The organism is Acinetobacter sp. RIT698 (assembly GCF_009668065.1).
In the GTDB taxonomy this organism is placed as follows: domain Bacteria; phylum Pseudomonadota; class Gammaproteobacteria; order Pseudomonadales; family Moraxellaceae; genus Acinetobacter; species Acinetobacter guillouiae.
On sequence record NZ_WJYH01000020.1, the window covers coordinates 39,255 to 64,004 of the forward strand.

Sequence of the window (24,750 nt, forward strand, 5' to 3'; positions counted from 1 at the left end):
TTCCTCAGTTGATTAAAAATAAGATGCTTTCTAAGCGCATCAATGTGTATCTAACTTTTTGAAACCTTTAACTAAGGTATCCAATTCTTTTAACTGTGCTAAAAATGGCTCAAGCTGTGACATACGTAATGCACAAGGACCATCACATTTTGCATTTTCAGGGTCTGGATGACTTTCTAAAAATAAACCTGCAAGCCCTGTTGCCATACCCGCACGTGCTAAGGTCGTGATTTGCGCACGACGTCCGCCTGCTGAATCAGCACGACCGCCCGGTGTTTGCAATGCATGCGTGACATCAAAAAATACTGGCACATTCATTTCTTTCATGATGTCGAAACCCAGCATGTCAACAACTAAGTTGTTATAACCAAATGACGTACCACGTTCACACAAAATGAGCTTGTTATTACCCGCTTCTAAACATTTGTTTAGAATATGGCTCATTTCACGAGGAGAAAGGAATTGTGCTTTTTTGATGTTGATAATGGCTTGAGTTTTCGCCATTGCTTCAACCAAATCAGTCTGACGACTGAGAAATGCAGGAAGCTGGATAATGTCAGCAACTTCAGCGACAGCTGCAGCTTGGTGAGGTTCATGAACATCGGTAATAATCGGAACATTAAAATGCTTTTTAATGTCGCCTAACCATTCGATGCCTTTTTCCAAACCAGGGCCACGGAACGAATGTAAGCTTGAACGATTGGCTTTATCGAAACTGGCTTTAAAGACATACGGTATCTCTAAACGAGTACAGATATCGACATACGTTTCTGCAATTTCAAAAGCCAAGTCTTTCGACTCAAGTACGTTCATGCCGCCGAATAATACAAATGGCAAGTGATTTGCCATTTGTATATCGCCTAAACGTACAATTTCTTGTGGTTTTAATTGTGACATTTAAACTTCCTAGTTTAAGTTCTTACATACTTACTTGCTGTTTTGGTGCTGCTTTTTAGCGGCATCGATAAAACTCGCAAATAATGGATGTCCATCACGTGGTGAACTTGTAAATTCCGGGTGGAATTGTACAGCAATAAACCAAGGATGTTCAGGAATTTCTACAGTTTCAACAAGATGTTGCGCTGTAGAATAACCCGAAATTTTCATACCTGCCTGTTCAATTGCAGGAATAAAACGATCATTCATTTCATAACGGTGACGATGACGTTCAGTAATTTCAGCTTTGCCGTAAACTTCACGTGTTTTAGTGCCTTCAACCAATTCTGATTTTTGTGCACCTAAACGCATTGTGCCACCAAGGTTTGACTCAGTACTACGATGCTGGATTTCACCACGTTCATCTAACCATTCAGTAATTAAACCAATCAATGGGAATTTTGTTGAACGATTAAACTCTGTAGAAGTCGCTTCTGGCATAGCAGCAACATGACGAGCAAATTCAATCACGGCCAATTGCATACCTAAACAAATACCCAAGAAAGGTACTTTGTTTTCACGGGCATATTGAATTGCCTGCATTTTGCCTTCAGTACCACGTTCACCAAAACCGCCAGGAACCAAGATTGCATCGATACCTTTTAATACTTCTGCAGGATTTTGGCTTTCAAGCTCTTCAGCATTGATATAATCAATTTGAACTTTGACCCGATTTTGAATACCCGCATGTAAAAGTGCTTCATTGACAGACTTATATGCATCTGGCAATTCAACATATTTACCGACCATCGCCACACGAACTGTGTACTCTGGATTCAATAATGCTTCAACCACATGATCCCAATCCGAAAGATCGGCTTCAGGTAAGCTGTCATAACCAAAACGTTCACAGATTAAATCATCAACGTTTTGTTCATAGAATGTACGTGGGATTTGATAAATTGAACGTGCATCTTTACACACCACAACAGCACGCGCTTCAACGTTTGTAAAGAGTGCAATTTTACGGGTGGTATCTGCGTCAACATCATGTTCAGTACGACAAATCAGAATGTCTGGTTGAATACCAATCGACAATAATTCTTTAACAGAATGTTGAGTTGGTTTGGTTTTAAGTTCAGCAGCAGACTTGATATAAGGTAATAAAGTCAAATGCATCAACATGGTACGTTTATGACCAAGCTCAACCATCAACTGACGTACAGATTCCATGAATGGGAGAGATTCAATGTCACCTACTGTGCCACCGATTTCCACAATGGCAACGTCATAACCTTCGCCTGCGCGAAGAACACGTTCTTTAATATTATCCGTAATATGTGGAATAACTTGTACTGTACCGCCGAGATAATCACCACGACGTTCTTTATTTAAAACGTCTTGATAAACACGACCTGATGTAAAGTTATTTAATTTGGTCATTTTGGCACGACGTAAGAAACGCTCGTAATAACCCAAATCTAAGTCAGTTTCAGCACCATCTTCTGTGACAAATACTTCACCGTGCTGGAATGGGCTCATAGTCCCAGGATCGACATTAATGTATGGATCCATTTTGACCATGGTTACTTTTAAACCACGGGCTTCTAAAAGTGCAGCAACTGAAGCAGCTGAAATACCTTTACCTAGTGATGATACAACACCACCAGTTACGAATATAAAATGGGTCATTAAGTTTCTCGTACAATGGAGCCTAAATTGGCCTACAATGTTGTGCGATTTTACTTTACCTTGTACCAAGAAAGCAAAGTCAATTCACATCAATTCATAGAACAATAAACAATTGGCTATTCTATCAGCATTTCCAATAAAAAATTAGCACTTGATAAGGTGATTTTTAAATATCATTTTGCTGTTATACTAAGTAACATCTCTTTAATACGTTTTGTTTTGAGTCATTATGAATAAGAAATTTTTAATTTGTGGTGCAATTGCGACAGCGCTTTTGGTATCTGCTTGTGTAAAAAAAGAAGAGCCTAAAGAAGCTGAGCCAGAGAAAGTTGAAACTGCTCGACCTGCGACTTCTGAACCGACACAGTTTGAAAGCTTACCAAGCGTTGAGCAGAATAATGCGCAACAAGTCGAAATTCCGGCACATGTAGAAGTTGAACGCACAGAAACAGCAAATACAAGCACTGAAATTCGCCGTGAAGCAACGCATGAAGCCCATGCAACTATGCCAAGTGCACAAGCGGAAAATAAACCTGCTGCGACTGAGGCGAAGCCTGCAAAAGCAGAGTCAGTAAAAACTGAAACTGCACAAACCAAAACACCAGCACCAAAAGCAAGCTCTGGTTCAGCACAATCTGAAGATGATGCTGTTGCCGCTGCCATCGCTGCTGCTACACCAGCTTTGAAAAACTAAGATTTTGCATCGCTAAAAAAAGGGAAATTATAATTTCCCTTTTTTTATAACTCTACATAAGTATTAAGTTGCATATGCCATATGAAACTTAATTTCTTATAATAAGTCATGAATGAGTTTAATTGTACCTTTAGCTTTTAAAAACTAAGCCGCATGTTGTTTTGGCTGAACCATATTATGAACAGCAAGTACATCTGCTAAAATTTCATCTGAAAGTAATCCCTCAGCTTTGATCAAAGCCAAAACACTCTCACCCGATTCATTTGCCATCTTTGCAATTCGTGTAGTGGTTTCATAACCTAAATATGGGTTTAGCACGGTAATGATACCAATTGAGTTATCCACTAAATGCTGACAATGCGCCGCATTGGCACGAATATTTTGAATGCATTTTTCATTCAGCATTTGCATCGCTTTGCCTAATAACTCAATAGATTCAAATAGTTTAAGCGCAATTAATGGTTCAAACGCATTTAATTGTAGTTGACCACCTTCTGCAGCCAAAGTAATTGCTAAATCATTTGCAATAATTTGATAGCACGCCAAATTCATCGCTTCAGGAATTACTGGATTTACTTTTCCTGGCATGATTGAACTACCAGGCTGACGTGGTTCCAATTGTATCTCACCTATACCAGTACGCGGCCCACTCGATAACAAACGTAAATCATTAGAGATTTTAGACAACTTTGTTGCAGTACGTTTGAGTAAACTTGATAAAAGTACAAAGTCACCCATATCTGTAGTCGCTTCAATCAAATCAGGCGAGCTTGAAATGTTTTTACCGGTGATTTCTGATAAAGCTTGAATCGCATTTAAGCGATACTCAACCTCGGTATTAATCCCCGTACCGATTGCAGTCCCACCTAAATTAATCACACTAAGTGAATCGGGCATAATATGATTTAACTTTTGCAAATCATTTTGTAAGGTATGCGCAAAAGCACTAAATTCTTGCCCTAATGTCATCGGTACCGCATCTTGTAACTGAGTACGTCCCATTTTCAAGATATCAGAGAACTCTTCAGCTTTGCGACCTAGGCTTTCAATTAGTTTTTGAAACGGTACGTTGAGATGATCCAATGCAAATAATAGACCTATTTTTATTGCACTTGGGTATACATCATTGGTCGATTGAGACATATTTACATCGTTATTGGGATGTAGATATTGATATTCGCCTTTTGCATGACCAAGAAACTCTAATCCAATGTTTGCAATAACTTCATTTGCATTCATATTTGTAGAAGTTCCTGCCCCACCCTGAATCATATCAATAGGGAATTGATTATGGTATGAACCATTTATTAATTGCTGACATGAATGCTGAATCGCTTTATATTTATTTTCTTCAATTTTATTTAATTTAAAATTAGCCTCTACACAAGCAGACTTCACCATAGCAAGCGCTTGAATAAAAATAGGAAAATGACTTAATTTATGCGCACTTAGGTTAAAGTTCTCAACCGCTCTTAATGTTTGTACACCGTAATAGCAATGAAATGGGACTTCTTTCATTCCCAATAAATCTTTCTCAGTTCTCGTTTTAATTTCAATGTTCATTTGCAATGTAACTCTACGAAGATAATCAATTCATCTTAGGTGAAACAATCTAAACTTGACCAATGTAAAAAAATATATCTGTATGCATTTTTTGCATATCACTTGTTATACTTTGCTTGAGTTAAATATTTATTGGTGATTGAACATGACGCTTGAAATTCGGTGGATAGAGGATCTTCTTGCATTAGACCAAGAAAAATCCATTTCTAAAGCAGCAGCTATACGTCATGTCACTCAATCGGCTTTTACACGTAGAATACAAAATATTGAAGAGTCGTTAGGGTTTCAAATTTTAAAGCGTTATAGTAAAAACATTGATTTTACAGATGCTGGTCAAGTCTTGCTTTCAACAGCAAAAAATATTCAGAACCAAATGGATACAACAATAAAGTATTTAGAGAAAAATATTAAGGATAATGAACTCTCAATTAAATTTGCAGTATCACACTCACTCATCACACAGTTTTTTCCCAAATTTATTCAAAAACTATACTCAGACTATAATGATCTAAAGTTGGAAATTATTGCTGCAAATCTGCAACAAGGCATACATTTATTAAAAGAAGGTTCTTGTGATTTTCTCATTTGTTATTGTGATCAACTCACTTTACAACAATTGGATCTCACACTTTTTACTTATCATAAAATTGTAAATATGCAAATTGTGCCAGTTACAGCAAGCAAAAATGGATTACCTAAATACCAACTTAACCAATCCTTCCCCCTTTTAGCCTATAGTAAACAAGCTTATCTGAGAAAATGCGTAGATAAAATTATAGAAAGTAAACTCAATTACCGAACGTTATATGAAACAGATAATGCCAGTGACTTAAAAGCCTTGGCTTTACAAGGCTTAGGTGTAGCTTGGCTGCCTCGCTTACTGATTGAAGAAGAAATAAATGAAAATAAATTAAAAATACTTGATGGTTATAGTTTCTTTCAAGATATTTATATCGTTCGTAGCAATATTATTTACTCGCAAAAGATAAATTTTGTTTGGAATTATTTAGCGCTTAAATAGGTCTTTATTTTTAATATTTACCTTGACCTAACAACTGAGGATCAATCCCCCCAGTTGAACAATTAAAACTGACAGATCTAATGATAATAGTTTGATCTGTCAGTTTTTTTTAACTTAAATAAATATTTATTGATATTGCGTATCATCATGAATACTGTCTTAAAAAATCAGCCATTAAACGCGAAGCCCAAGATTTGGTATTAAGACCTTCATAAAAACCACAATGACTGCCCTTTTTGGTTGTCACCACCACAACATTATCCATATTTTGAATGGTTTCTTTAAACGGTTCTAAATTCTTGATTGAACATACAGGATCATCTTCTGAGTTTAGAATCATTAATGGAATTTTAACATTTTCAAATACATAAATTGGATTGGTGGCTTTTGAATAGCTTTCATAATCTGAAAATCCAGCCATTTCAAAATATTCAGTCTGAAACTCTTGTAGGGTTTTCGTTTGTAAAACATTTTGTACAGAATGTAATGGTGTCCAGATTTGTTCATAAGGCTTAATAAATGCCTTAAACAATTTTTTGGTCATGACTTTGGTGTAGAAAGGATGGACATTTTGAAATCCAAGCTCAGTATCATAACCAGGGCACATGGCAAAAGCCGCTTTAAAAGGTGTATCTAGGCCTTGTTCGCCAAGATAACGCACAAGTAGGCCTGTACCAGCGGAAGAACCAACTGCATAAAGATCAGATTGTGGAAAAGTGTTTTGAATCGAAGCCAATTGCTCTTTTAAGTCAGAGGTTGAACCAAAAATCGACATTAGTGGAACAGGCATAGGTAAGCCCGCATGCCCACGGCGTAAACATAATGCAATACGCCATCCTGTATATTCATGTAGATCTTTGACCAATTCACGCATACTGTCAGGTGTACCTGTAATCGTATGCATAATCACGATAGTTGGAGTTGCTTGTGGTAAATCGTAGCCATACCAAGCAATTGCCGTGACCCCACCATCTTGCATGGTCAGCTGATCAATTCGATCATAGTCCAGCTTAATGGATTTTTTCTTAATTAAATCAAAATATAACAGGTGAGCATGGGTATTGCTGAGCCATGGTGTAGGACGATATTTATCCTGTAGTTGAGGCAGTTTCTTGATAATCTCAGACATTTTTCCTTGCTGATTAAAATACAGCTTTGGTAATTCAGCACCTGTCACTTGATCCAATAAATCTTGGCTAATCTCAGTAAACTTATGTAATACAGACATTTTCCACCTCAACTCTTTTTATCACTCATCATCATTTTAAAAATTAAGAAATTTTTCACGCTTAATTTTATTTATTGCAGTATATACGTAATTAGGCCTTAGGTATAAAGCTGGCCATACGTTGCCCCATTTGAGCAGCCAATGCTTCCAAACCACTTTTTGGTCGAATCATCACTTCAAAATCAACAATTTGACCCTGTTCATTAAAACGAATCATATCAATCCCTTTTAATTTTTTTTCGCCGACATTGGCAGAAAATTCTAAAACAACACTTTGCTCATCCTCTGTAAAAAATTCTCGATGGTAAGTAAAGTTTTCAAAAATTTGAATCACATTGCTTAAAATGAAAAAGACCACTTGCTTACCTTCATAGGGGGTATAAGCCACAGGTGAACGAAAGACCACATCGTCTGCCAATAATTCATTTAAAAGACTCATGTCTCGACTTTCCAGCATGTTGTGCCATTTTTGGATTGCAGGTTTGGTATTTGTATAACTCATTTTTTATATCCCTTTGATTTAAAATACTTTGAATTCGTTTCCAGTCATTTTCTTAAAAATCCAGTCATAAAATCCCTTCTCTTGCAGCATGCTTCACACTACACATGGCTTAAAGAGAAGGAATTCAAACAGCGTTAATCCATTTAAATCACAGCTGCCAATTCAGCGCCTTGGCGAATTGCACGCTTCGCATCTAACTCACCCGCTTCTTTCGCACCACCAATCAAATGTACAGATTTTCCATCAGCTTGGAGTTGATCAAACATTGCTGTATAGGGTTCTTGGCCTGCACAAATCACCACATTGTCGACATCTAAAATCATGGTTTTTTCGCCAACTGTAATATGTAAGCCCTGATCATCAATCTTGTCGTAACTTGCACCAGGAATCATATTGACATGGCGATGTTTTAAACCAGTACGATGAATCCAACCTGTTGTTTTACCTAAACCAGCGCCAACAGATTTGGCTTTACGTTGCAGTAAATAGATTTCACGAGGAGATTGTTCGATCTCAGGTTGTTTCAAGCCACCCACATGTTCATACGATGTATCAATTCCCCATTCATCATAGAATTTTTGTGGATTTAAGCTGCCACTCTCGCCTTCATGGGAAAGATATTCAGCAGTATCAAAACCAATACCGCCTGCACCAATAATTGCTACTTTCTTACCGACAGGTTTACGCTCACGTAAAACCTCGATATATGACAAAACTTTTGGATGATCGATACCTTCAATATTTAAATGACGAGGCATTACACCTGTAGCCACCACAACATCATCAAAGTCACCTGTTGCTAATTCTTCATAGCTTGCAGTGTGGTTAAGTACCAGTTTGATATTCGGTTGTAATTCAATTTTACGTTTAAAATAACGTAAAGTTTCATAGAACTCTTCTTTGCCAGGAATGGTTTTTGCAATATTAAACTGACCACCAATCTGATTAGATGCTTCAAAGATTGTGACTTTGTGTCCACGATCAGCTGCATATGTTGCAAAACTAAGTCCTGCTGGACCTGCCCCAATCACAGCAATATTTTTAGATACTGGCGATTCTTTAAAAATAAGTTCAGTTTCATAACATGCACGTGGATTGACCAAACATGTTGCAATTTTCATTGAAAAAATATGATCTAAGCAAGCTTGGTTACAACCGATACAGGTATTGATTTCATCAGCACGGCCTTGTTCAGCCTTCAATACAAAATGCGAATCTGCAAGCATTGGGCGCGCCATCGAAATAATATCAGCATCACCTTGAGCCAAGACATGCTCAGCCATTTCAGGCGTATTGATACGGTTCGAGGTAATTAAAGGAACTTTCACGGAACCTTTTAATTTTTTAGTCACCCAAGTAAATGCGGCACGCGGTACTTTGGTGGCAATGGTTGGAATACGTGCTTCATGCCAGCCAATTCCAGTATTGATAATGGTTGCACCAGCTTTTTCAATTTCTTTCGCAAGTTGAATCACTTCTTCAAGTGTAGAGCCACCTTCAACCAAATCCAGCATAGATAAACGATAGATAATGATGAAGTTTTCGCCCACTTCCTGACGTGTTCTTCTGACAATTTCAATCGGGAAACGAATACGATTTTCATAACTTCCACCCCATTCATCATCACGGTGATTGGTACGTGCAGCAATAAATTCATTGATCAGATAACCTTCTGATCCCATGATTTCCACACCATCATAACCTGCGATTTGTGACAATTTTGCACAATTCGCAAAGTCTGCAATGGTTTGATGAACTTCTGCTGAAGTTAAAGCATGCGGTTTAGTTGGATTGATTGGCGCTTGTATCGCAGATGGTGCAACATTTTCAGGCTGATAGGAGTAACGACCTGTATGTAAAATTTGCAGTGCAATTTTACCGCCAGCATCATGCACAGCTTTGGTAATGACCTTATGTTTTTCTGCTTCTTCTAAATGATCCAGTTTTGAACCACCAAAGAATGTTACCCCATGATCATTGGGCGAGATACCACCCGTCACAATTAAGCCAACGCCACCTGCTGCACGTTCTGCATAAAATGCAGCCATACGTTCATATCCACCTTGAACTTCTTCTAGTCCAACATGCATTGAACCCATCAATACACGGTTTTTTAATGTGGTAAAGCCTAAATCTAAAGGCGCAAGTAAATGCGGATAATTAGACATGTGAACTCCCTTGGCGTGCTCTCGCTAGCTATCAATCTGTTAAATGACACTTCATATCTGTTTAATGCAACAAGTTGCATAGTGTGAGTATTTATAATCGAGATTTGATTTTTATGCAACATGTTGCATAATGACTTTATATTCATTTTGTTGATGTGATATTACACAATGTCATTAGCCCATGTTTTATTGACCAGTCTGATAGAGAAGCCAAGTACAGGTTTTGAATTGGCACGACGCTTTGACCGATCTATGGGATTCTTCTGGAATGCAACGCATCAACAAATCTACCGTGAACTTAACGGTATGCAAAAGAAAGGCTGGATTTCCACCCTTGAAGATCAGTCTGATCATGGCCGAAAAAAAACCTATCAAGTTGAGCAACTTGGACGGGTCGAACTGGCTGACTGGATGGTCAAACAAGGCCAACCTGCCCAGCTACGTGAAGAAATTATGGTTCGCTTACGAGCAGAAGCACAATTTGGTGGAAATACTGTTTTACCTGAACTTGAGCGTCATTTAGAATTACATCGTGAAAATTTAAAACTATACCGCCAGATTTTTTCCAAAGATTTTGAACAAATCGAGCAACTGGATCGAACTTTATATATTCACAAAATGATTTTACAATTGGGTATAGACTTAGAAATGGGCTGGATCAATTGGCTCGACCAAGTCATCCCACAGCTTAAAGCGTTTGAGAATAAAGAGAATTCATAGGAAACTGCATGCCACACTATACAATGCCAGATGGCGAAAAATTATTTGTTCGTGAAATTGGTCAGGGTGAACCTGTACTGGTTCTGTCTGGTTTAGGTATGCATAGTTGGCAATGGCTTCCCTTTTTACTGCCTAATATTAAACATTATAAATTTTATATCCCAGATTGGCGTGGCTTTGGTGGCTCTAGAACCTGTAAGATCCCTCAAGAAATCGATGCGATTACCAACCATTGGCGTGATCTTGAAAGCTTAATTGACCAGTTAAATTTAGATCATTTTATTCTTATGGGTTATTCCATGGGAGCAACCACTGCCATGCATGGGATGCAATATGGCAATTTGGCTGAAAAACTCAAAGCTTATCTACACATTGATCAAACCCCTAAAATTCCAACGGATGAAACATGGGAATTTGGTTTATTTGGGAAAAAATATTTTAAAATTAAAAGATTGCTAAAAGACTTCTCTGATTTTTTACATCAATATTCAAACTATCGTTTTGTTGATGAGTTACCGATTGAACCACGAACTGAACTGATTCAAATTTGGTTAAATTTTATTAAAATTCAAGGCAGTAATAAATTAAGCCCATTTATGTTTAATTTGGCGCTTAAACATCCACAATTACAAAAACATTTATTGCCTATTCGTCGAATGGATTATTTAACTTGGTATATAGATAATTATCTAAACCATGATGAAGATTATCGTCAGGCAATTTCACAATTGGAATGTCCAACTACATTCTTTATTGGGGAAAAGTCATCACTCTATCCTGCTGAAGGTCAAATGCAAATTTCTGACAGTTTGGCCAATGCGAAAAATATTATTTTTAAACGTTCAGGGCATACGCCGCTTATTACAGAACCCGTGAAATTTAGCCAAGCAATCCGTTTATTTTTAAAAGAATCCGCTTAATTGAATTTCAGAAGCCCTGTTTAACGCATATTAAACAGGGCTTCTTTGGTGATCATACTGCAACGGATAACTTAGAAATTATAGATCGCAACCGCATTAAAACGATTGTCCTCACCTGTATCCTGTCCATTTGGCGCTGCAACAAAGGCTTTACGCTCACCATAAACATATTCCAGACCAAAACTTAACGGCTTTTTCGGGCTATAAAATACATTGGCCCAAGCTTGCCAAAGTGTTTTATTGGCTTTGGTCGGATCACTCAAATATCGAATATAATCCTGATTTTCATCCACTTTCATATAGCCATATCCCAATGTTCCTCGCCATTGTGAGTTAAACTGTTGCGTCACCCCCACAGTGATTGAGTCAAATTGATTCAGCGCCATGATATTTTTATTGGCATCTATAGCAAAGCCTTGGTTCGTCCATGATACTAAACTGGAATCACCTTTAACATGATAATAATCTGCTTTAAGTGTGGTTTTTGCAGAAATATCGTATTTTGCTCCAAGTCCAATACCCCAAGCGAGTTCATTATCAGCAACAGTCCTCTTTTCACTAACCATGCCTCGCAAACTCAATGCACCCGCCCGATCAGCAAATGATTGATTTAGTCGAGTTGATAAAACCGGGATCCGCATATTCGATAAGGCATCTTTGGAATCTTCCAAAGCCGTTACTAGCTGTGTTTCTGCATTAAATTTATGGGTATAACGAATTTGTGCATCTCGTTTAACAACGCCCCCCACATAACCCAAAGCATCAATTGTTTCTGGCATATAATCGGGAACTGCAAAGTTAGACCATGTTTGACCAATCAACCATTGACCATAATTAAAATAGGCATGGCGAATTCTAAGTCCATCATTCGCACCCAAGAAATCAACTTCTATTTTTCCTGAAATATCTTTGTCAGCAGTTTTAAAATCTAAACCTAAACGAGTCGCGGCAAGTGTTGATTTTAATTGATCACTACTTTCATTATGGCCTTTAAGCGGTACGCTATTGATCTGATTATACAGTCGATCGGCACTTCCACCTTCCGACTGATACAATAGATCCGCACGGATATTCCCATATAATGTTACTTCTGCACCTGCTTTTGTTCGTGCAAAGGTTTGATCTTTTGCCTGCGATACAACCTGTGCCGCTTTAACATTATTTTCCAATGCCACAATTTGCTTATTTTGCACGTGTTGCTGTTGTTCAATCATTTCACGTAATTGTTTAACTTCATTACGTAACTGTTCAACTTCTGTCATCGAATCTGCATGCGCCATATTTAGGCTAAGTAATCCCATTGACACCAAAATGATGTTGTAGTTAAATTTTTTCATTGTAGAAAGCATCCTATTCTCTACGATTGATTATTTTGAACCAGCCTTAATCCTCATGATTCAGGCTGAAATACCAAGTCAGTTTGTGCGTGAGTTTGGTTTACGAACTTAGTTAATTGTATTTCCAACAATATTTTTCTGAGCTGTTGGCGCTTCGGCCGTTTGAGTTTTTTCCACTGAAGCATTTAAATTCACAAAGAATATCGCTAGTGCTGCAATAAATCCTGGGACAGCGATAACAAGAAAATTCATTTGGTGAGGCAACTCTAGGGTCAACAATGCACCTGTTAAGACTGGTCCAACAATGGCACCAATTCGTCCAATGCCTGATGCCCACCCCATACCTGTAGAACGTACTGTTGCTGGATAAAATTGTGCAACAAAGGTATAGAGTAAAATTTGTGAACCAATGGTTGCTGCACCAGCAATTGCAATCAAGGTATAGAGAATGAATTGTGGGCTTTTAAAACCAAGGAAAATGAGCGCAATCGCACCAACCGTAAACATTATGGTCAATACGGGTTTAATATGAAATTTATCCGCCAAAGCACCACCACCAATTGCACCAACCATGCCACCAATATTTAATGCAAATAAGAAGATCATACTTGCACCCAGTGAATAGCCTGCTTGGATCATTAATTTAGGCAACCAACTTCCGAGTGCATAAACCATCAATAAACACATAAAGAAAGCAATCCAGAACATTACTGTGCTTGATCGACGGCCTTGCTGAAACAATGCACGTAACGGTGCTTCATCACCAGCGGTGACTTCATTTAATTCAAATTGAGTCGAGGAATGGATCTGTTGCTGCGGTGCAATTTTCTGTACCACTTCTCGCACTTGATCGGTCTTGCCTTGGTGAGTTAGAAACATCAATGATTCAGGTAAAAACTTCCAAATAAGGGGTAAAGCTAAGAATGGGATAATCGCGATATAAAACATGATTTTCCAACCATAATCGACCACCAGCCAAGCACCCAGCAAGGCAGATGTCATACCACCAATGGCATAGCCACTAAACATAACAGCGACCAGTGTGCTACGTATACGTTTAGGCGCATACTCAGTCATTAAAGCCACCACGTTCGGCATCACACCACCAATACCAAGTCCTGCTAAAAATCTGAGAATTCCAAATTCAACAGGTGTTGATGCAAATGCACCAAGAAAAGTAAATCCACTAAAAATAGCCACACAAATCATGATGGTTTTTTTACGGCCCAACTTATCAGACAGTGTTCCAAAACTCATTGCACCAAACATCATGCCAAAAAGTGCTGTACTGGCCAGCAAGCCTGCTTGTACAGCAGTTAAGCCCCACTCTTGCATCAATAAAGGTAAAGCTACGCCATAAATAACAAGATCATATCCATCAAAAATAATAATTAATAAACACCACAATAGAACCCCCCAATGAAAAGGGGTGAATTTTGCTTCATCCACGATGCGATTAATATTTAGTTTGCTCGTTTGCACTTTTGCCTCCTGCGGTGAAACGCTACGAAATTTTTTCAAACAATGAGGCAGCTGTTATTTTTTGTCCAAAACCGATTGCATATATATCCATACCTTAAAAGTCGGTTTAATATTTTTTGATGAATAAACAAGGGATTAAAAAGAATTATTAAAGAAATCGAGCTTTATATTTTTAATGATTTATTTTTTATTTTAATGATTATCTCGATATTTTTAGAGTTTTAGAATAAATCAATCGACTTGTTCTGATTTTTCAATATGTTACTTTTCACACAAAACAACATCTATAAATAACTTTTCATTCAATGATTGAACTGAATGGATTTCTATCCTAAGTCCCTTTTTAAATCATAAATCGATATAAAAGTACCCTCTTCCTAGCCTTCTCCCAAAGGGAGAAGGAACTTTCAATGCTAATTTATTAACAATATATGCGCATTTTTTGATTGATGACAGCGGTTTAATAGATGGTCGTAAAGCTCGCACGATCATATTGAAAGCCTTCTAAATCATAAACCTGATAAATACAATCAAATAAAGACCGAATATTTTCACTTTCATCCATACAACGTATTGCCATAAAGATTGGGCTTTTTGCAGAGCTATCTAACAATGGGATATAGATTAAATTCGGCAATTGAATGGTCTTTGCACTCTCGGGCACAATACATACCCCTTCACCTGCAGCAACCAATCCCAAAGCCAGTTGAATTTCTCGAACTTCTTTTAGATTCTTAGGATCTAGACCATGCTCGGAAAACAGATGACGTACTTGAGTGGAAAAATTGGGCTTAGGGTGACTTGGGTAAAGGAATAAGTTCTCATCTTCAATATCGGCAAAATAAGTGCCTTTAGAATCTGTAGCGAGATGATGACTGATATGGACAGCCAACATTAATGGCTCCTCTCGTAACAAAACTCGCCTAATGGCAGGATCAGAAATTCTTAAACGTCCAAATCCAACATCAATACGCCCTTCTTTAAGCGCCTGAATTTGATCTTTGGTACTCATTTCAATCAGCTCAATTTTTAAATGCGGCTGTTGTTGACGGAACATATAAACGATTTTGGGTAATAAACCATACAATAAAGAGCCCACAAACCCCATTGTTACGGTTTTTTCGATCAAGCCAATTCGCTTGGTCATGGACTTTACTTCTTCGGCATTAGACAAAAGTTTAACAGCATGTTGATAAAAAAATTGCCCCGCTTCTGTGGTTTTTAACGGACGGCTTCCACGTTCAAAAAGCGCGATACCCAATTCACCTTCAAGGTTTTGAATCTGTCTGCTCAGTGGAGGCTGAGCAATATAAAGCTTTTCTGCTGCTTTGGTAAAACTTTGTTCTTCTACAACAGCAACAAAATAGCGCAAATGCCTGAGTTCCATCTCAAACTCCATACCTTTAAGATATAAAAAAATGCAAATTTGATCTTAGACAGCGATCATCCATTCTTTTAAGGTATATCAAAAGCAAGATGTAAAGCAAGACTGTAAAACTTTTGATATTCACAGCCAGCCAAAGAATCTCATTCTGTTAGCCCAATGAATCACTTTTATCAGTTCAAGCTTTAAATCTCGCACATGAAGAACATGGAAAGTGGGTAGCAAAGTTTCAAACGATTTTTTTCGTATGCAATGCCAAACCACGCATACTGCAGGAGATCTAGTATGAACCGTCAAGAAATCGATACTTTGGTCAAACAAATGAATGTAGACACTGCAACAGGTGCAGTCGATACACGTGTACAACAAGTAGTGGTACGTTTATTAGCTGACTTGTTTCAAGCCATTGAAGATTTAGACATTTCACAAAGTGAATTATGGAAAGGCCTAGAATATTTTACTGATGCAGGTCAAGCCAATGAACTTGGTCTTTTAGCAGCGGGTTTAGGTTTGGAACATTATTTGGATTTACGTGCTGATGAAGCAGATGCAAAAGCAGGTATCACAGGTGGCACACCACGCACCATTGAAGGCCCATTATATGTCGCTGGTGCGCCTGAGTCCGTCGGCTTTTCTCGCATGGACGATGGTTCAGAGAGCGATAAAATCGACACCCTATTTATTGAAGGTACAGTAACAGACACAGATGGCAATCTTATCCCAAATGCTAAAGTTGAAATTTGGCATGCCAACAGTTTAGGTAATTACTCTTTCTTTGATAAATCACAGTCAGATTTTAATCTACGCCGTAGCATATTGACTGATAGCAATGGTCAGTACGTTGCACAAACAACTATGCCTGTTGGCTATGGCTGTCCACCACAAGGGACGACTCAGTTTGTACTGAACAAATTAGGCCGCCATGGTAACCGCCCATCTCATGTGCATTATTTCGTATCTGCACCCGGCTATCGCAAATTAACCACACAATTCAACATCGAAGGTGATCAATACCTTTGGGATGATTTTGCTTTTGCAACACGTGATGGCTTAGTGGCAACAGCTATTGATATCAGTGATGAAGCTGAAATTGCCCGTCGTGGTCTCAACAAACCATTTAAACGGATTTCATTCAATGTAGCACTGGTAAAAGAACAATCTAAAGCACCATCTACAGAAGTAGATCGTCGTCGCGCAAGCGCTTAAACCCACACGCACGGAACCGAAATGTTTGCACAATTGCAGCACTTCGGGGACTTCCTCTCATTTGGAAAGTCGGAGAACCCATATGCCACGTATTCCTGTTATAAATACCAGCCATCTTGATCGAATTGACGAACTTTTAGTCGATAATTTTGAAACGGGTGAATTTAAACTTCATCGTTCTGTTTTCACAGATCAAGCCCTTTTTGACCTAGAAATGAAATACATCTTTGAAGGCAACTGGGTTTACTTGGCACATGAAAGCCAAATTCCAAATAACAACGATTATTACACCACCACTATGGGGCGTCAGCCCATTATGATTGCGCGTAATCGCAATGGTGAATTAAATGCCATGATCAATGCGTGTTCACACCGTGGCGCACAGCTTTGCCGCCATAAGCGTGGTAATAAAGCGACTTATACATGCCCATTCCATGGATGGACATTTAATAACTCTGGGAAACTACTCAAAGTTAAAGATCCAAGCGATGCTGGTTATTCAGACTGCTTCAATAAAGAAGGTTCACACGATCTGAAAAAAGTAGCTCGTTTTGAAAGCTATAAAGGTTTCTTATTTGGCAGTTTAAATCCAGATGTACCAAGTTTAGAAGAATTTTTAGGTGAAACAACCAAAATCATTGACATGATTGTTGATCAATCTGAGCAAGGCTTAGAAGTTTTACGTGGTGCTTCAACCTATACCTATGAAGGTAACTGGAAACTGACTGCTGAAAATGGTGCAGATGGTTATCATGTTTCAGCTGTACATTGGAACTATGCAGCGACCACACAGCAACGTAAAGAAAAACAGCAAGAAAATGACAATGTACGTGCAATGAGTGCAGGTGCTTGGGGCAAACAAGGTGGCGGCTCATACGGTTTTGAGCATGGACATATGTTGTTATGGACTCAATGGGCAAACCCTGAAGATCGTCCTAATTATCCAAAAGCTGATGAGTACACTGAAAAATTCGGTGCCCCAATGTCGAAATGGATGATCGAACGTTCACGTAACTTATGCCTTTATCCAAATGTCTATTTCATGGATCAATTTGGTTCACAAATTCGTGTATTGCGTCCAATTTCAGTCAATAAAACTGAAGTGACGATTTACTGTATTGCACCTGTAGGTGAAAGCCCTGAAGCGCGTACACGACGTATTCGCCAATACGAAGATTTCTTTAATGCTTCGGGCATGGCAACCCCTGATGACCTTGAAGAATTCCGTGCCTGTCAAGCGGGTTATGCTGGTATTGAGCTTGAATGGAATGACATGTGTCGTGGGTCAAAACACTGGATTCAAGGACCTGATGATGCGGCCAATGAAATTGGCTTAAAACCTAAACTGAGTGGTATTAAAACAGAAGATGAAGGCTTATATCTTGCCCAACATCAATACTGGTTAGAAATGATGAAACATGCCATTCAATCTGAAAAAAATCTTGCTCAACAAGAAACATCTCAGCAAGGAGCAACAGCATGAATGCAACAGCAAACATCGATCAAGTTTCTTTAGAAAATATTGCGCAATTTCTCTACCGCGAAGCACGTTTTTTAGATGATGAACAATGGGATCAATGGCTCGCCTGCTACTCACCCTCAGCATGTTTTTGGATGCCTGCTTGGGATGATGATGATCGTTTAACTGAAGATCCTCAGTCTGAAATTTCCTTGATTTATTACCCTGACCGTCAAGGTTTGGAAGACCGTGTTTTTCGGATTAAAACTGAACGTTCTTCAGCAACCATGCCTGATACACGCACTTGCCACAATATTAGCAATATTGAAATTATCGAAAGAGATGGTGACAAAGTCACAGTCCGCTTTAACTGGAATACACTGAGCTTTCGTTACAAAAACAGTTATAGCTACTTTGGTATGTCTCGTTATGTCATCGACTTTTCTGCCACACAACCACAGATTCTGAATAAATATGTGGTGTTAAAAAATGACTACATCAACCAAGTCATCGATATTTACCACCTCTAATTTTTTATCTCGAGTTGTGTAAAAAATTAGAGGTGTTTGCTTTAGCCAAATGGAAAGTTGGCTAAAGCACTCAAAAGTTTTAAAGATTTTTATAGGATTTTCAGCCATGTCAAACCACAATGTTGCTCTTCAATTTGAAGATGGCGTAACGCGTTTTATCTCAGTTACACAAGGTGAAACTTTATCTGATGCAGCATATCGCCAGAAAATCAATATTCCTTTAGATTGCCGTGATGGTGCTTGCGGTACATGTCGTGCTTTTTGTGAATCTGGTTCGTTTGACATGCCTGAAGAAAGTTATATTGAAGATGCTTTAACACCAGAAGAGGCTGAACAAGGCTATATCTTGGCCTGCCAATGTAGACCTTCTTCTGACGCAGTATTCCAGATTCAAGCTTCATCTGAAGTATGCAAAACCGAAATTCATGCATTTCAAGGCACATTATCTCGTGTGGAAAAGCTCTCTGATTCCACCATCACTTTCGATATTCAATTAGATGAAGGTCAGCCCGATATTCATTTTCTTGCAGGTCAGTATGTCAATGTGGCAATTCCACAAACCACTGAAACGCGCTCTTATTCATTTAGTTCAAAACCCGGAAATCGCTTAACAGGCTTTGTGGTACGTAATGTTCCAAATGGAAAGATGAGTGACTTTTTAAGTGCAAATGCCAAAGCGGGCGACAAAATGACCTTTACTGGTCCATTTGGAAGTTTTTACCTTCGTAATGTAGTTCGCCCTGTCGTTATGTTGGCAGGCGGTACAGGTATTGCACCATTTATGTCGATGTTACAAGTGCTTGAAGACAAAGGCTCACAACACCCTGTACGTTTAGTATTTGGAGTAACCAATGACTTTGACCTTGTGGCACTTGAAAAGCTCAATGAACTGCAAAATAAACTGCCATGGTTTGAATACCGCACAGTCGTTGCGCATGCTGAATCAACCCATGAACGCAAAGGTTATGTGACAGGTCATATTGACAATGACTGGTTAAATGGCGGTGACGTCGATGTTTATTTATGTGGTCCTGTTCCTATGGTTGAAGCTGTTCGAGGCTGGTTGGATACCGAAGGGATTAAACCGGCAAACTTCTTATTTGAGAAATTCTCTGCAAACTAAAATCGTACTGTTCAGGAGCTGAGAAGAATGTCAGATCGCCAAAGATTTAAAAATAAAGTTGTCATTGTTACTGGTGCAGCACAAGGTATTGGTCGTGGTGTCGCCCTACAAGTGGCAGCGGAAGGTGCGCATGTGGTTATGGCCGATCGTTCAGAATATGTCGAAGACGTGCTTGTTGAAATTAACAAAACTGGCGGTGATGCAATCACTGTCAATGCAGATCTGGAAACTTTAGCGGGTGCTCAAGCTGTCGTTGCTAAAGCCATTGAACGCTATAAGCGTGTTGATATTTTAATTAACAATGTCGGTGGTGCAATTTGGATGAAACCGTTTCAAGCGTTTTCTGAAGAAGAAATTATCAAAGAAGTGCATCGCTCACTATTTCCAACCTTATGGTGCTGTCGAGCAGTCCTGCCCGAAATGATCAAAAATCAAAAAGGTACCATTGTTAATGTATCCTCTATTGCAACATGCGGTATTCATCGAGTGCCCTATTCAGCCTCAAAAGGCGGTGTAAATGGTCTAACCACAGCACTTGCATTTGAACATGCCAAAGATGGTATCCGGGTTAATGCTGTTGCGACTGGCGGTACAGAAGCACCGCCACGTAAAGTCCCTCGTAATACTACGGCATTGACCGAAAATGAAAAACAATGGATGCAAGATGTGGTAGATCAAACTATTGATCGTACTTTTATGGGCCGTTATGGTTCGATTCAGGAACAGGTCAATGCAATATTATTTCTTGCCTCTGATGAATCCTCTTATATGACAGGTACTATTGTCCCTGTAGGTGGTGGTGATCAGGGTTAAAACTGGTTTCTTTTATATAGCAGGATCATTGAAATTCAATGCATGGAGGCTTTGCCCAATGGCATCCCTGTTCAAAACGTTAAAACAAGATTGGTCTTTGTCAGCGACAGTTGCAGGATTTTTAGCTGTACTGATTTCTTATGCAGGGCCAATGATCATTTTTTTTCAGGCCGCTCAACAAGCCAATGTTTCCTCAACCATGATGGCATCATGGATCTGGGGGAGCTCTATTGGCGCGGCAATCACTGGAATCATTTTATCCATTAAGTTTAAAACGCCGATTATTACCGCATGGTCAGCACCGGGAACGGCGCTCTTGGTGGCTTTATTTCCGCATATTTCTCTGAATGAAGTTGTTGCAGCCTATATTACTTCTGCAATCATTATTTTTATCATTGGGATTACTGGTTCTTTTGACAAACTTTTAAAATGGATACCACAAGGGCTGGCAGCAGGAATGATGGCTGGAATTCTGTTCCAGTTTGGTTTAGGTCTGTTTAAAGCTACTGACACAATGCCCTATGTCGTTTTTGGTATGCTGATCTGCTTTTTACTAGCAAAACGCTTTTCACCTCGCTATGCCATAATTTGGGTATTATTTTCAGGTATTGCACTCAGTTTTATCTTTGGAAAAATCAATCCAGTACCAATGGATTTTTCATTGGCAGTTCCTGTTCTGATCAGTCCAGAATGGACCTGGTCTTCTACATTGAATCTTGCAATTCCACTTACAATTGTCAGTTTAACGGGTCAGTTCTTGCCGGGTATGGCAATTCTCAAACTGAATCATTACGATACACCTGCTAAACCGATTTTAAGCATAGCCAGTATCACCTCTATTGCTGTAGCGTTTACTGGTGGAATCACGATTGTGTTAGCAGCGATTACTGCTGCACTTTGCACGGGTAAAGATTCGCATGAATTGAAAGAAAAACGCTATATCGCAGGTATTGCCAATGGCATCTTCTATATTTTAGGGGGATTATTTGCAGGCAGTTTGGTGATGCTATTTAGCATACTTCCCAAAGAGTTGATTGCAGCACTTGCTGGATTGGCCTTACTCGGAGCAATTACCACCAATCTTGGTATTGCAATGAAAGATGAAACACAACGAGATGCTGCCATCATTACTTTTCTTGCCACTGTATCAGGTATGCATTTTTTAGGATTTAGTTCGGTTTTCTGGGGAATTTGTATTGGCATGATCGCACACTTGATTTTAACTCGACAACAATCAAAGGCTGCCATTCCAACTCCAGTACAAGACTCACCGCAAAGTCAATAAACCAGCATACTCACTTAATAATCAGTATAAAATCCCATGCAGTTCGATGGGATTTTTCTGTAATAGCATATTCTGGAATATAACCAAGTTTCACTTTATGAAAGCACTATTTCTTGCGATTAAATCTTAAAATATTTCACTGTAGTTTATTAGTGATTTCTAAATACCAAATCGTTTCACCTCAAGCACTATTTTCAATTTTTGGAAAAATTTCTCCTTGTTCAAAATAACGAGATTGAGATTTGTTTGCTGGACTCCACCAATATCCTGATCTTGGGCAACTTTGGCTTGATAAGGCCTTTATATTTTCAACATCCAAAGAATTATCTGAACCACCTTCATCAGCAATTCTTTCAATTAATATCCAATTCACTTCAGCATACAATGTTTCATATGTGTCTGGATCCACCCCGATTGGTACCACACTTCCCCACCCTCTATCCTCTTCTTTGCTTGAAGCCATAAACTCAATACGCTTCTTATCTTCTTCACAAATATAAATCCCAGTCTTTTTTACTTTCTCATTAGATTTAACGGTTATTTCAAAATTTATCCGATATATTGGATAAGAGTTTGGTAAATCAATATCAATTCCTTGAAATATAGCTGCTTCTGGAAATTCGGCTTCAAGAAAATCCATATCCCAATTTTTTGGGTAAGAATTTCTAATAACTGAGGCATATTGATTTGTAATTGAATAATAATCCCAACATTGTCGTACTTTATCGTTAGGTAGATCATCCATCCAATGTGGAGAAAATTCACTTAGACCCTTGTCATTCGAACGAATTTCCCCCACACAATTTAGATAAGTAAAATCACCTGATTTTATTTTTATATAAGCATATTCTATCCGATCCATCGTGGACCTAAAATTTGGTAAAACTGTACCGCCCCAATTAATATCTGCCCGTTCAGGTAAAGGAAAATCTCTTAAGTTATAAGGAAGATTATGCATATATATTTCAAATAATTCTTCTAAACCATCTAAAAATTGACGATGATTATTACGTACAATTTCAAAAAAATGCAAAGTGCTAAATTGCTCAAGCAAATAGGCTTCTTTCGGACTAAAGGTATAAAAACTGCTTGGATTTGGTTTTTTGTCCCTCAACTGCAAATATACTTTCGCACAATCATTTTTAATCTCTGGTTTTTTAGTACAAAGCTCTTCACTTTCCCCAAAAGCAATAAGACTAAGAGAATAATGTTTTTTAAATAATTCTTCATAAACCACAATCAGGAGAACCCCGATTATTGGTAGGATAATTATCAGTAATACATAGTTTTGACTTAACCAACAATAAATACCTAATCTTAAAATTAACCCTGTGCTCAATCCACCATAAAGATATGATGAGTAAGTTTGAAGTTTTTGAAAGTTAAAGTAATAACATACTCGATATAAGTAGAGAGTGATTAAGCTAAAAACTAATATTGTGAGTACACTAAAGTGAGAAAAACTAAGTAATCCCACTAAGAAACAGATAAAACTAATCATGAGTTTTATCCTTCAGATTTTAGAGTATGAATACGCTGAATATTATAATAGTGCATTATCACTTTCGATTAGTTACTTCAAAATTAAGCATAATTATCATATGTAATTCATTACTATTTTATTCTAACTAAAAAGAAAACCATATTTTTATAGATGGTTTTACTAACTCAAAATTTTACTTTTCACCATCAAAATACCAATATACTTCACCCCAATCAGTTTCTGATAATGTTGGTAATATTTCACCTTGTGTGAAGTAAGGTCGTGTATCAGGTTTAGCGGGAGTCGTCCAATAACCAGTTTTGGAACATTTCTCTCCACCTTTTACTTTAATTCGTTCAATTATTATTTCAGCTGTTGGATTCTCAGCTTGTTTTCTAGCAAAATCAACCAAGTCTTTTGGATAGAACTGATGTTCTCGATAGATTGTATCATCGATATTTAATAACCATGTTACTGCAGCAGCTTCCCATGACCAATAACCATAATAACTAATCCCTGATCTTATATCAGGCTGAGGATGCTGATCATGATAGGGTTCTCGACGACTAGCATCATACCAATCTTCTAAATATTGCAACATAAGTTCAGGACGTATACCCTCTTCTGCGTCAAACACCTTGATTAATTTTCGATAAGGTAAATGTCGCATTGCTTCAGTTGGAGGGACGCCTCTATCAGAAATAAAAGGGGCAACTAAACGCTCAATTAAGCCATCTTTATCTTGTCCTTCTGGCACAGCCTCTGTGTAATCTATAATTGGCATTACGCGACCCATTTGATTTGCATAACCAGTCAATAAACCAAAAGAAATCAAACGTAATGCTATATACCAATAATCCTCTGTATTTAAAGCAATATGCCATACAAATCGCCCATCAGCATCAGGACTCAAATTATAGAGATGGCTTGTTTCTGCGTATTCATCAGTCCAATGAAGTAAATAAGGATAAAGTTCTTTTATAAAGTTTATGTCACCCCCAGCTGAATATTGCAAAGAAATTAAGTCTAAAGCATCAATAATACGTCTTCTTCCAGATGCAATATATCCACCAAATTTAGAATCATTTTTATAATTACTAAAACCATCTACAACTGTATATAATCCATTTAATAATTCATCAAAATTTTCGTGATAATCTTGTATTAATAGATAACCATCTCTGAAATATTTATCATTATTGACCTCTAAGTTTTCCCATTTTTGCCAATCTATTGTTTGATCATTTACTATTATTGACATTAT

At 38.1% G+C, this 24,750-nt stretch carries 21 protein-coding genes; 10 read left to right on the top strand and 11 right to left on the bottom strand.

What is annotated here, in order from left to right; all coding sequences use genetic code 11:
* Positions 1 to 39: 39 nt before the first annotated feature.
* A complete protein-coding gene (gene kdsA / locus GJV03_RS10755) occupies positions 40 to 897 on the bottom strand; it encodes a 3-deoxy-8-phosphooctulonate synthase (RefSeq protein WP_004719923.1) in 858 nt (285 codons plus the stop codon).
* A gap of 30 nt (positions 898 to 927) precedes the next feature.
* Positions 928 to 2,568 carry a CTP synthase gene (locus tag GJV03_RS10760; protein ID WP_004719920.1) on the bottom strand — a complete coding sequence of 547 codons (1,641 nt, stop codon included), beginning with the start codon at positions 2,566 to 2,568 and terminating at the stop codon, positions 928 to 930.
* A gap of 229 nt (positions 2,569 to 2,797) precedes the next feature.
* On the opposite strand from GJV03_RS10760, the gene GJV03_RS10765 reads away from it, so the two are divergent.
* Positions 2,798 to 3,262, top strand: coding sequence for an internalin (locus GJV03_RS10765; RefSeq protein ID WP_154130066.1), 465 nt, complete (start codon positions 2,798 to 2,800; stop codon positions 3,260 to 3,262).
* 144 nt (positions 3,263 to 3,406) lie between these two features.
* On the opposite strand, the gene GJV03_RS10770 is transcribed toward GJV03_RS10765, so the two are convergent.
* Positions 3,407 to 4,825: an aspartate ammonia-lyase gene (locus tag GJV03_RS10770; RefSeq protein WP_154130067.1), complete on the bottom strand. Its 1,419-nt coding sequence runs from the start codon at positions 4,823 to 4,825 to the stop codon at positions 3,407 to 3,409.
* A gap of 145 nt (positions 4,826 to 4,970) precedes the next feature.
* Here GJV03_RS10770 and GJV03_RS10775 point away from each other — a divergent pair, with 145 nt between their 5' ends.
* Complete coding sequence (locus tag GJV03_RS10775) at positions 4,971 to 5,846, top strand: LysR substrate-binding domain-containing protein (protein WP_004719911.1); 876 nt, start codon at positions 4,971 to 4,973, stop codon at positions 5,844 to 5,846.
* 145 nt (positions 5,847 to 5,991) lie between these two features.
* On the opposite strand, the gene GJV03_RS10780 is transcribed toward GJV03_RS10775, so the two are convergent.
* From GJV03_RS10780 to GJV03_RS10790, 3 genes are all read right to left on the bottom strand, one after another.
* Positions 5,992 to 7,074 (bottom strand): alpha/beta fold hydrolase, encoded by a 1,083-nt coding sequence (locus GJV03_RS10780; RefSeq protein WP_105712514.1) that lies wholly within the window; start codon positions 7,072 to 7,074, stop codon positions 5,992 to 5,994.
* Positions 7,075 to 7,165: 91 nt separating this feature from the next.
* Positions 7,166 to 7,576, bottom strand: coding sequence for a nuclear transport factor 2 family protein (locus tag GJV03_RS10785; protein ID WP_105712513.1), 411 nt, complete (start codon positions 7,574 to 7,576; stop codon positions 7,166 to 7,168).
* A 143-nt stretch (positions 7,577 to 7,719) separates the two neighbouring features.
* The gene (locus tag GJV03_RS10790) at positions 7,720 to 9,744 is read right to left on the bottom strand and encodes an NADPH-dependent 2,4-dienoyl-CoA reductase (RefSeq protein ID WP_105712512.1); all 2,025 of its coding nucleotides are present in this window, start codon (positions 9,742 to 9,744) and stop codon (positions 7,720 to 7,722) included.
* A 168-nt stretch (positions 9,745 to 9,912) separates the two neighbouring features.
* Here GJV03_RS10790 and GJV03_RS10795 point away from each other — a divergent pair, with 168 nt between their 5' ends.
* Complete coding sequence (locus GJV03_RS10795) at positions 9,913 to 10,464, top strand: PadR family transcriptional regulator (RefSeq protein WP_004719902.1); 552 nt, start codon at positions 9,913 to 9,915, stop codon at positions 10,462 to 10,464.
* A gap of 8 nt (positions 10,465 to 10,472) precedes the next feature.
* The gene (locus GJV03_RS10800; protein ID WP_004719901.1) at positions 10,473 to 11,384 is read left to right on the top strand and encodes an alpha/beta hydrolase; all 912 of its coding nucleotides are present in this window, start codon (positions 10,473 to 10,475) and stop codon (positions 11,382 to 11,384) included.
* Positions 11,385 to 11,455: 71 nt separating this feature from the next.
* Here the strand turns inward: GJV03_RS10800 and GJV03_RS10805 are convergent, their stop codons facing one another.
* From GJV03_RS10805 to GJV03_RS10815, 3 genes are all read right to left on the bottom strand, one after another.
* Positions 11,456 to 12,721, bottom strand: a complete 1,266-nt coding sequence (locus GJV03_RS10805; RefSeq protein WP_154130068.1) for a DcaP family trimeric outer membrane transporter — start codon at positions 12,719 to 12,721, stop codon at positions 11,456 to 11,458.
* 108 nt (positions 12,722 to 12,829) lie between these two features.
* A complete protein-coding gene (locus tag GJV03_RS10810) occupies positions 12,830 to 14,203 on the bottom strand; it encodes an MFS transporter (RefSeq protein WP_004719899.1) in 1,374 nt (457 codons plus the stop codon).
* Between the two features lie 460 nt (positions 14,204 to 14,663).
* Positions 14,664 to 15,590 carry a LysR family transcriptional regulator gene (locus GJV03_RS10815; protein WP_004821871.1) on the bottom strand — a complete coding sequence of 309 codons (927 nt, stop codon included), beginning with the start codon at positions 15,588 to 15,590 and terminating at the stop codon, positions 14,664 to 14,666.
* Positions 15,591 to 15,872: 282 nt separating this feature from the next.
* On the opposite strand from GJV03_RS10815, the gene catA reads away from it, so the two are divergent.
* The 6 genes from catA to benE all read left to right on the top strand — a co-directional run bounded on the left by catA (position 15,873) and on the right by benE (position 22,003).
* Positions 15,873 to 16,793, top strand: a complete 921-nt coding sequence (catA, locus tag GJV03_RS10820; RefSeq protein WP_004719897.1) for a catechol 1,2-dioxygenase — start codon at positions 15,873 to 15,875, stop codon at positions 16,791 to 16,793.
* Between the two features lie 82 nt (positions 16,794 to 16,875).
* Positions 16,876 to 18,276: a benzoate 1,2-dioxygenase large subunit gene (gene benA / locus GJV03_RS10825; protein WP_004719896.1), complete on the top strand. Its 1,401-nt coding sequence runs from the start codon at positions 16,876 to 16,878 to the stop codon at positions 18,274 to 18,276.
* Positions 18,273 to 18,782: a benzoate 1,2-dioxygenase small subunit gene (gene benB / locus GJV03_RS10830; RefSeq protein ID WP_004821879.1), complete on the top strand. Its 510-nt coding sequence runs from the start codon at positions 18,273 to 18,275 to the stop codon at positions 18,780 to 18,782. Before benA ends, benB begins: the two co-directional genes overlap by 4 nt.
* Before the next feature lie 106 nt (positions 18,783 to 18,888).
* Positions 18,889 to 19,905: a benzoate 1,2-dioxygenase electron transfer component BenC gene (benC, locus tag GJV03_RS10835; RefSeq protein WP_004719894.1), complete on the top strand. Its 1,017-nt coding sequence runs from the start codon at positions 18,889 to 18,891 to the stop codon at positions 19,903 to 19,905.
* A gap of 27 nt (positions 19,906 to 19,932) precedes the next feature.
* Complete coding sequence (benD, locus tag GJV03_RS10840; protein ID WP_154130070.1) at positions 19,933 to 20,718, top strand: benzoate diol dehydrogenase BenD; 786 nt, start codon at positions 19,933 to 19,935, stop codon at positions 20,716 to 20,718.
* Between the two features lie 58 nt (positions 20,719 to 20,776).
* Entirely contained in the window at positions 20,777 to 22,003 is a 1,227-nt protein-coding gene (gene benE, locus GJV03_RS10845; RefSeq protein ID WP_154130071.1) for a benzoate/H(+) symporter BenE, read from the top strand.
* Positions 22,004 to 22,184: 181 nt separating this feature from the next.
* Here benE and GJV03_RS10850 read toward each other — a convergent pair whose 3' ends face one another.
* Both GJV03_RS10850 and GJV03_RS10855 read right to left on the bottom strand, forming a co-directional pair.
* A complete protein-coding gene (locus GJV03_RS10850; RefSeq protein WP_252720700.1) occupies positions 22,185 to 23,504 on the bottom strand; it encodes a hypothetical protein in 1,320 nt (439 codons plus the stop codon).
* Positions 23,505 to 23,679: 175 nt separating this feature from the next.
* Positions 23,680 to 24,747, bottom strand: a complete 1,068-nt coding sequence (locus GJV03_RS10855; RefSeq protein WP_154130072.1) for a PoNe immunity protein domain-containing protein — start codon at positions 24,745 to 24,747, stop codon at positions 23,680 to 23,682.
* Positions 24,748 to 24,750 lie beyond the last annotated feature (3 nt).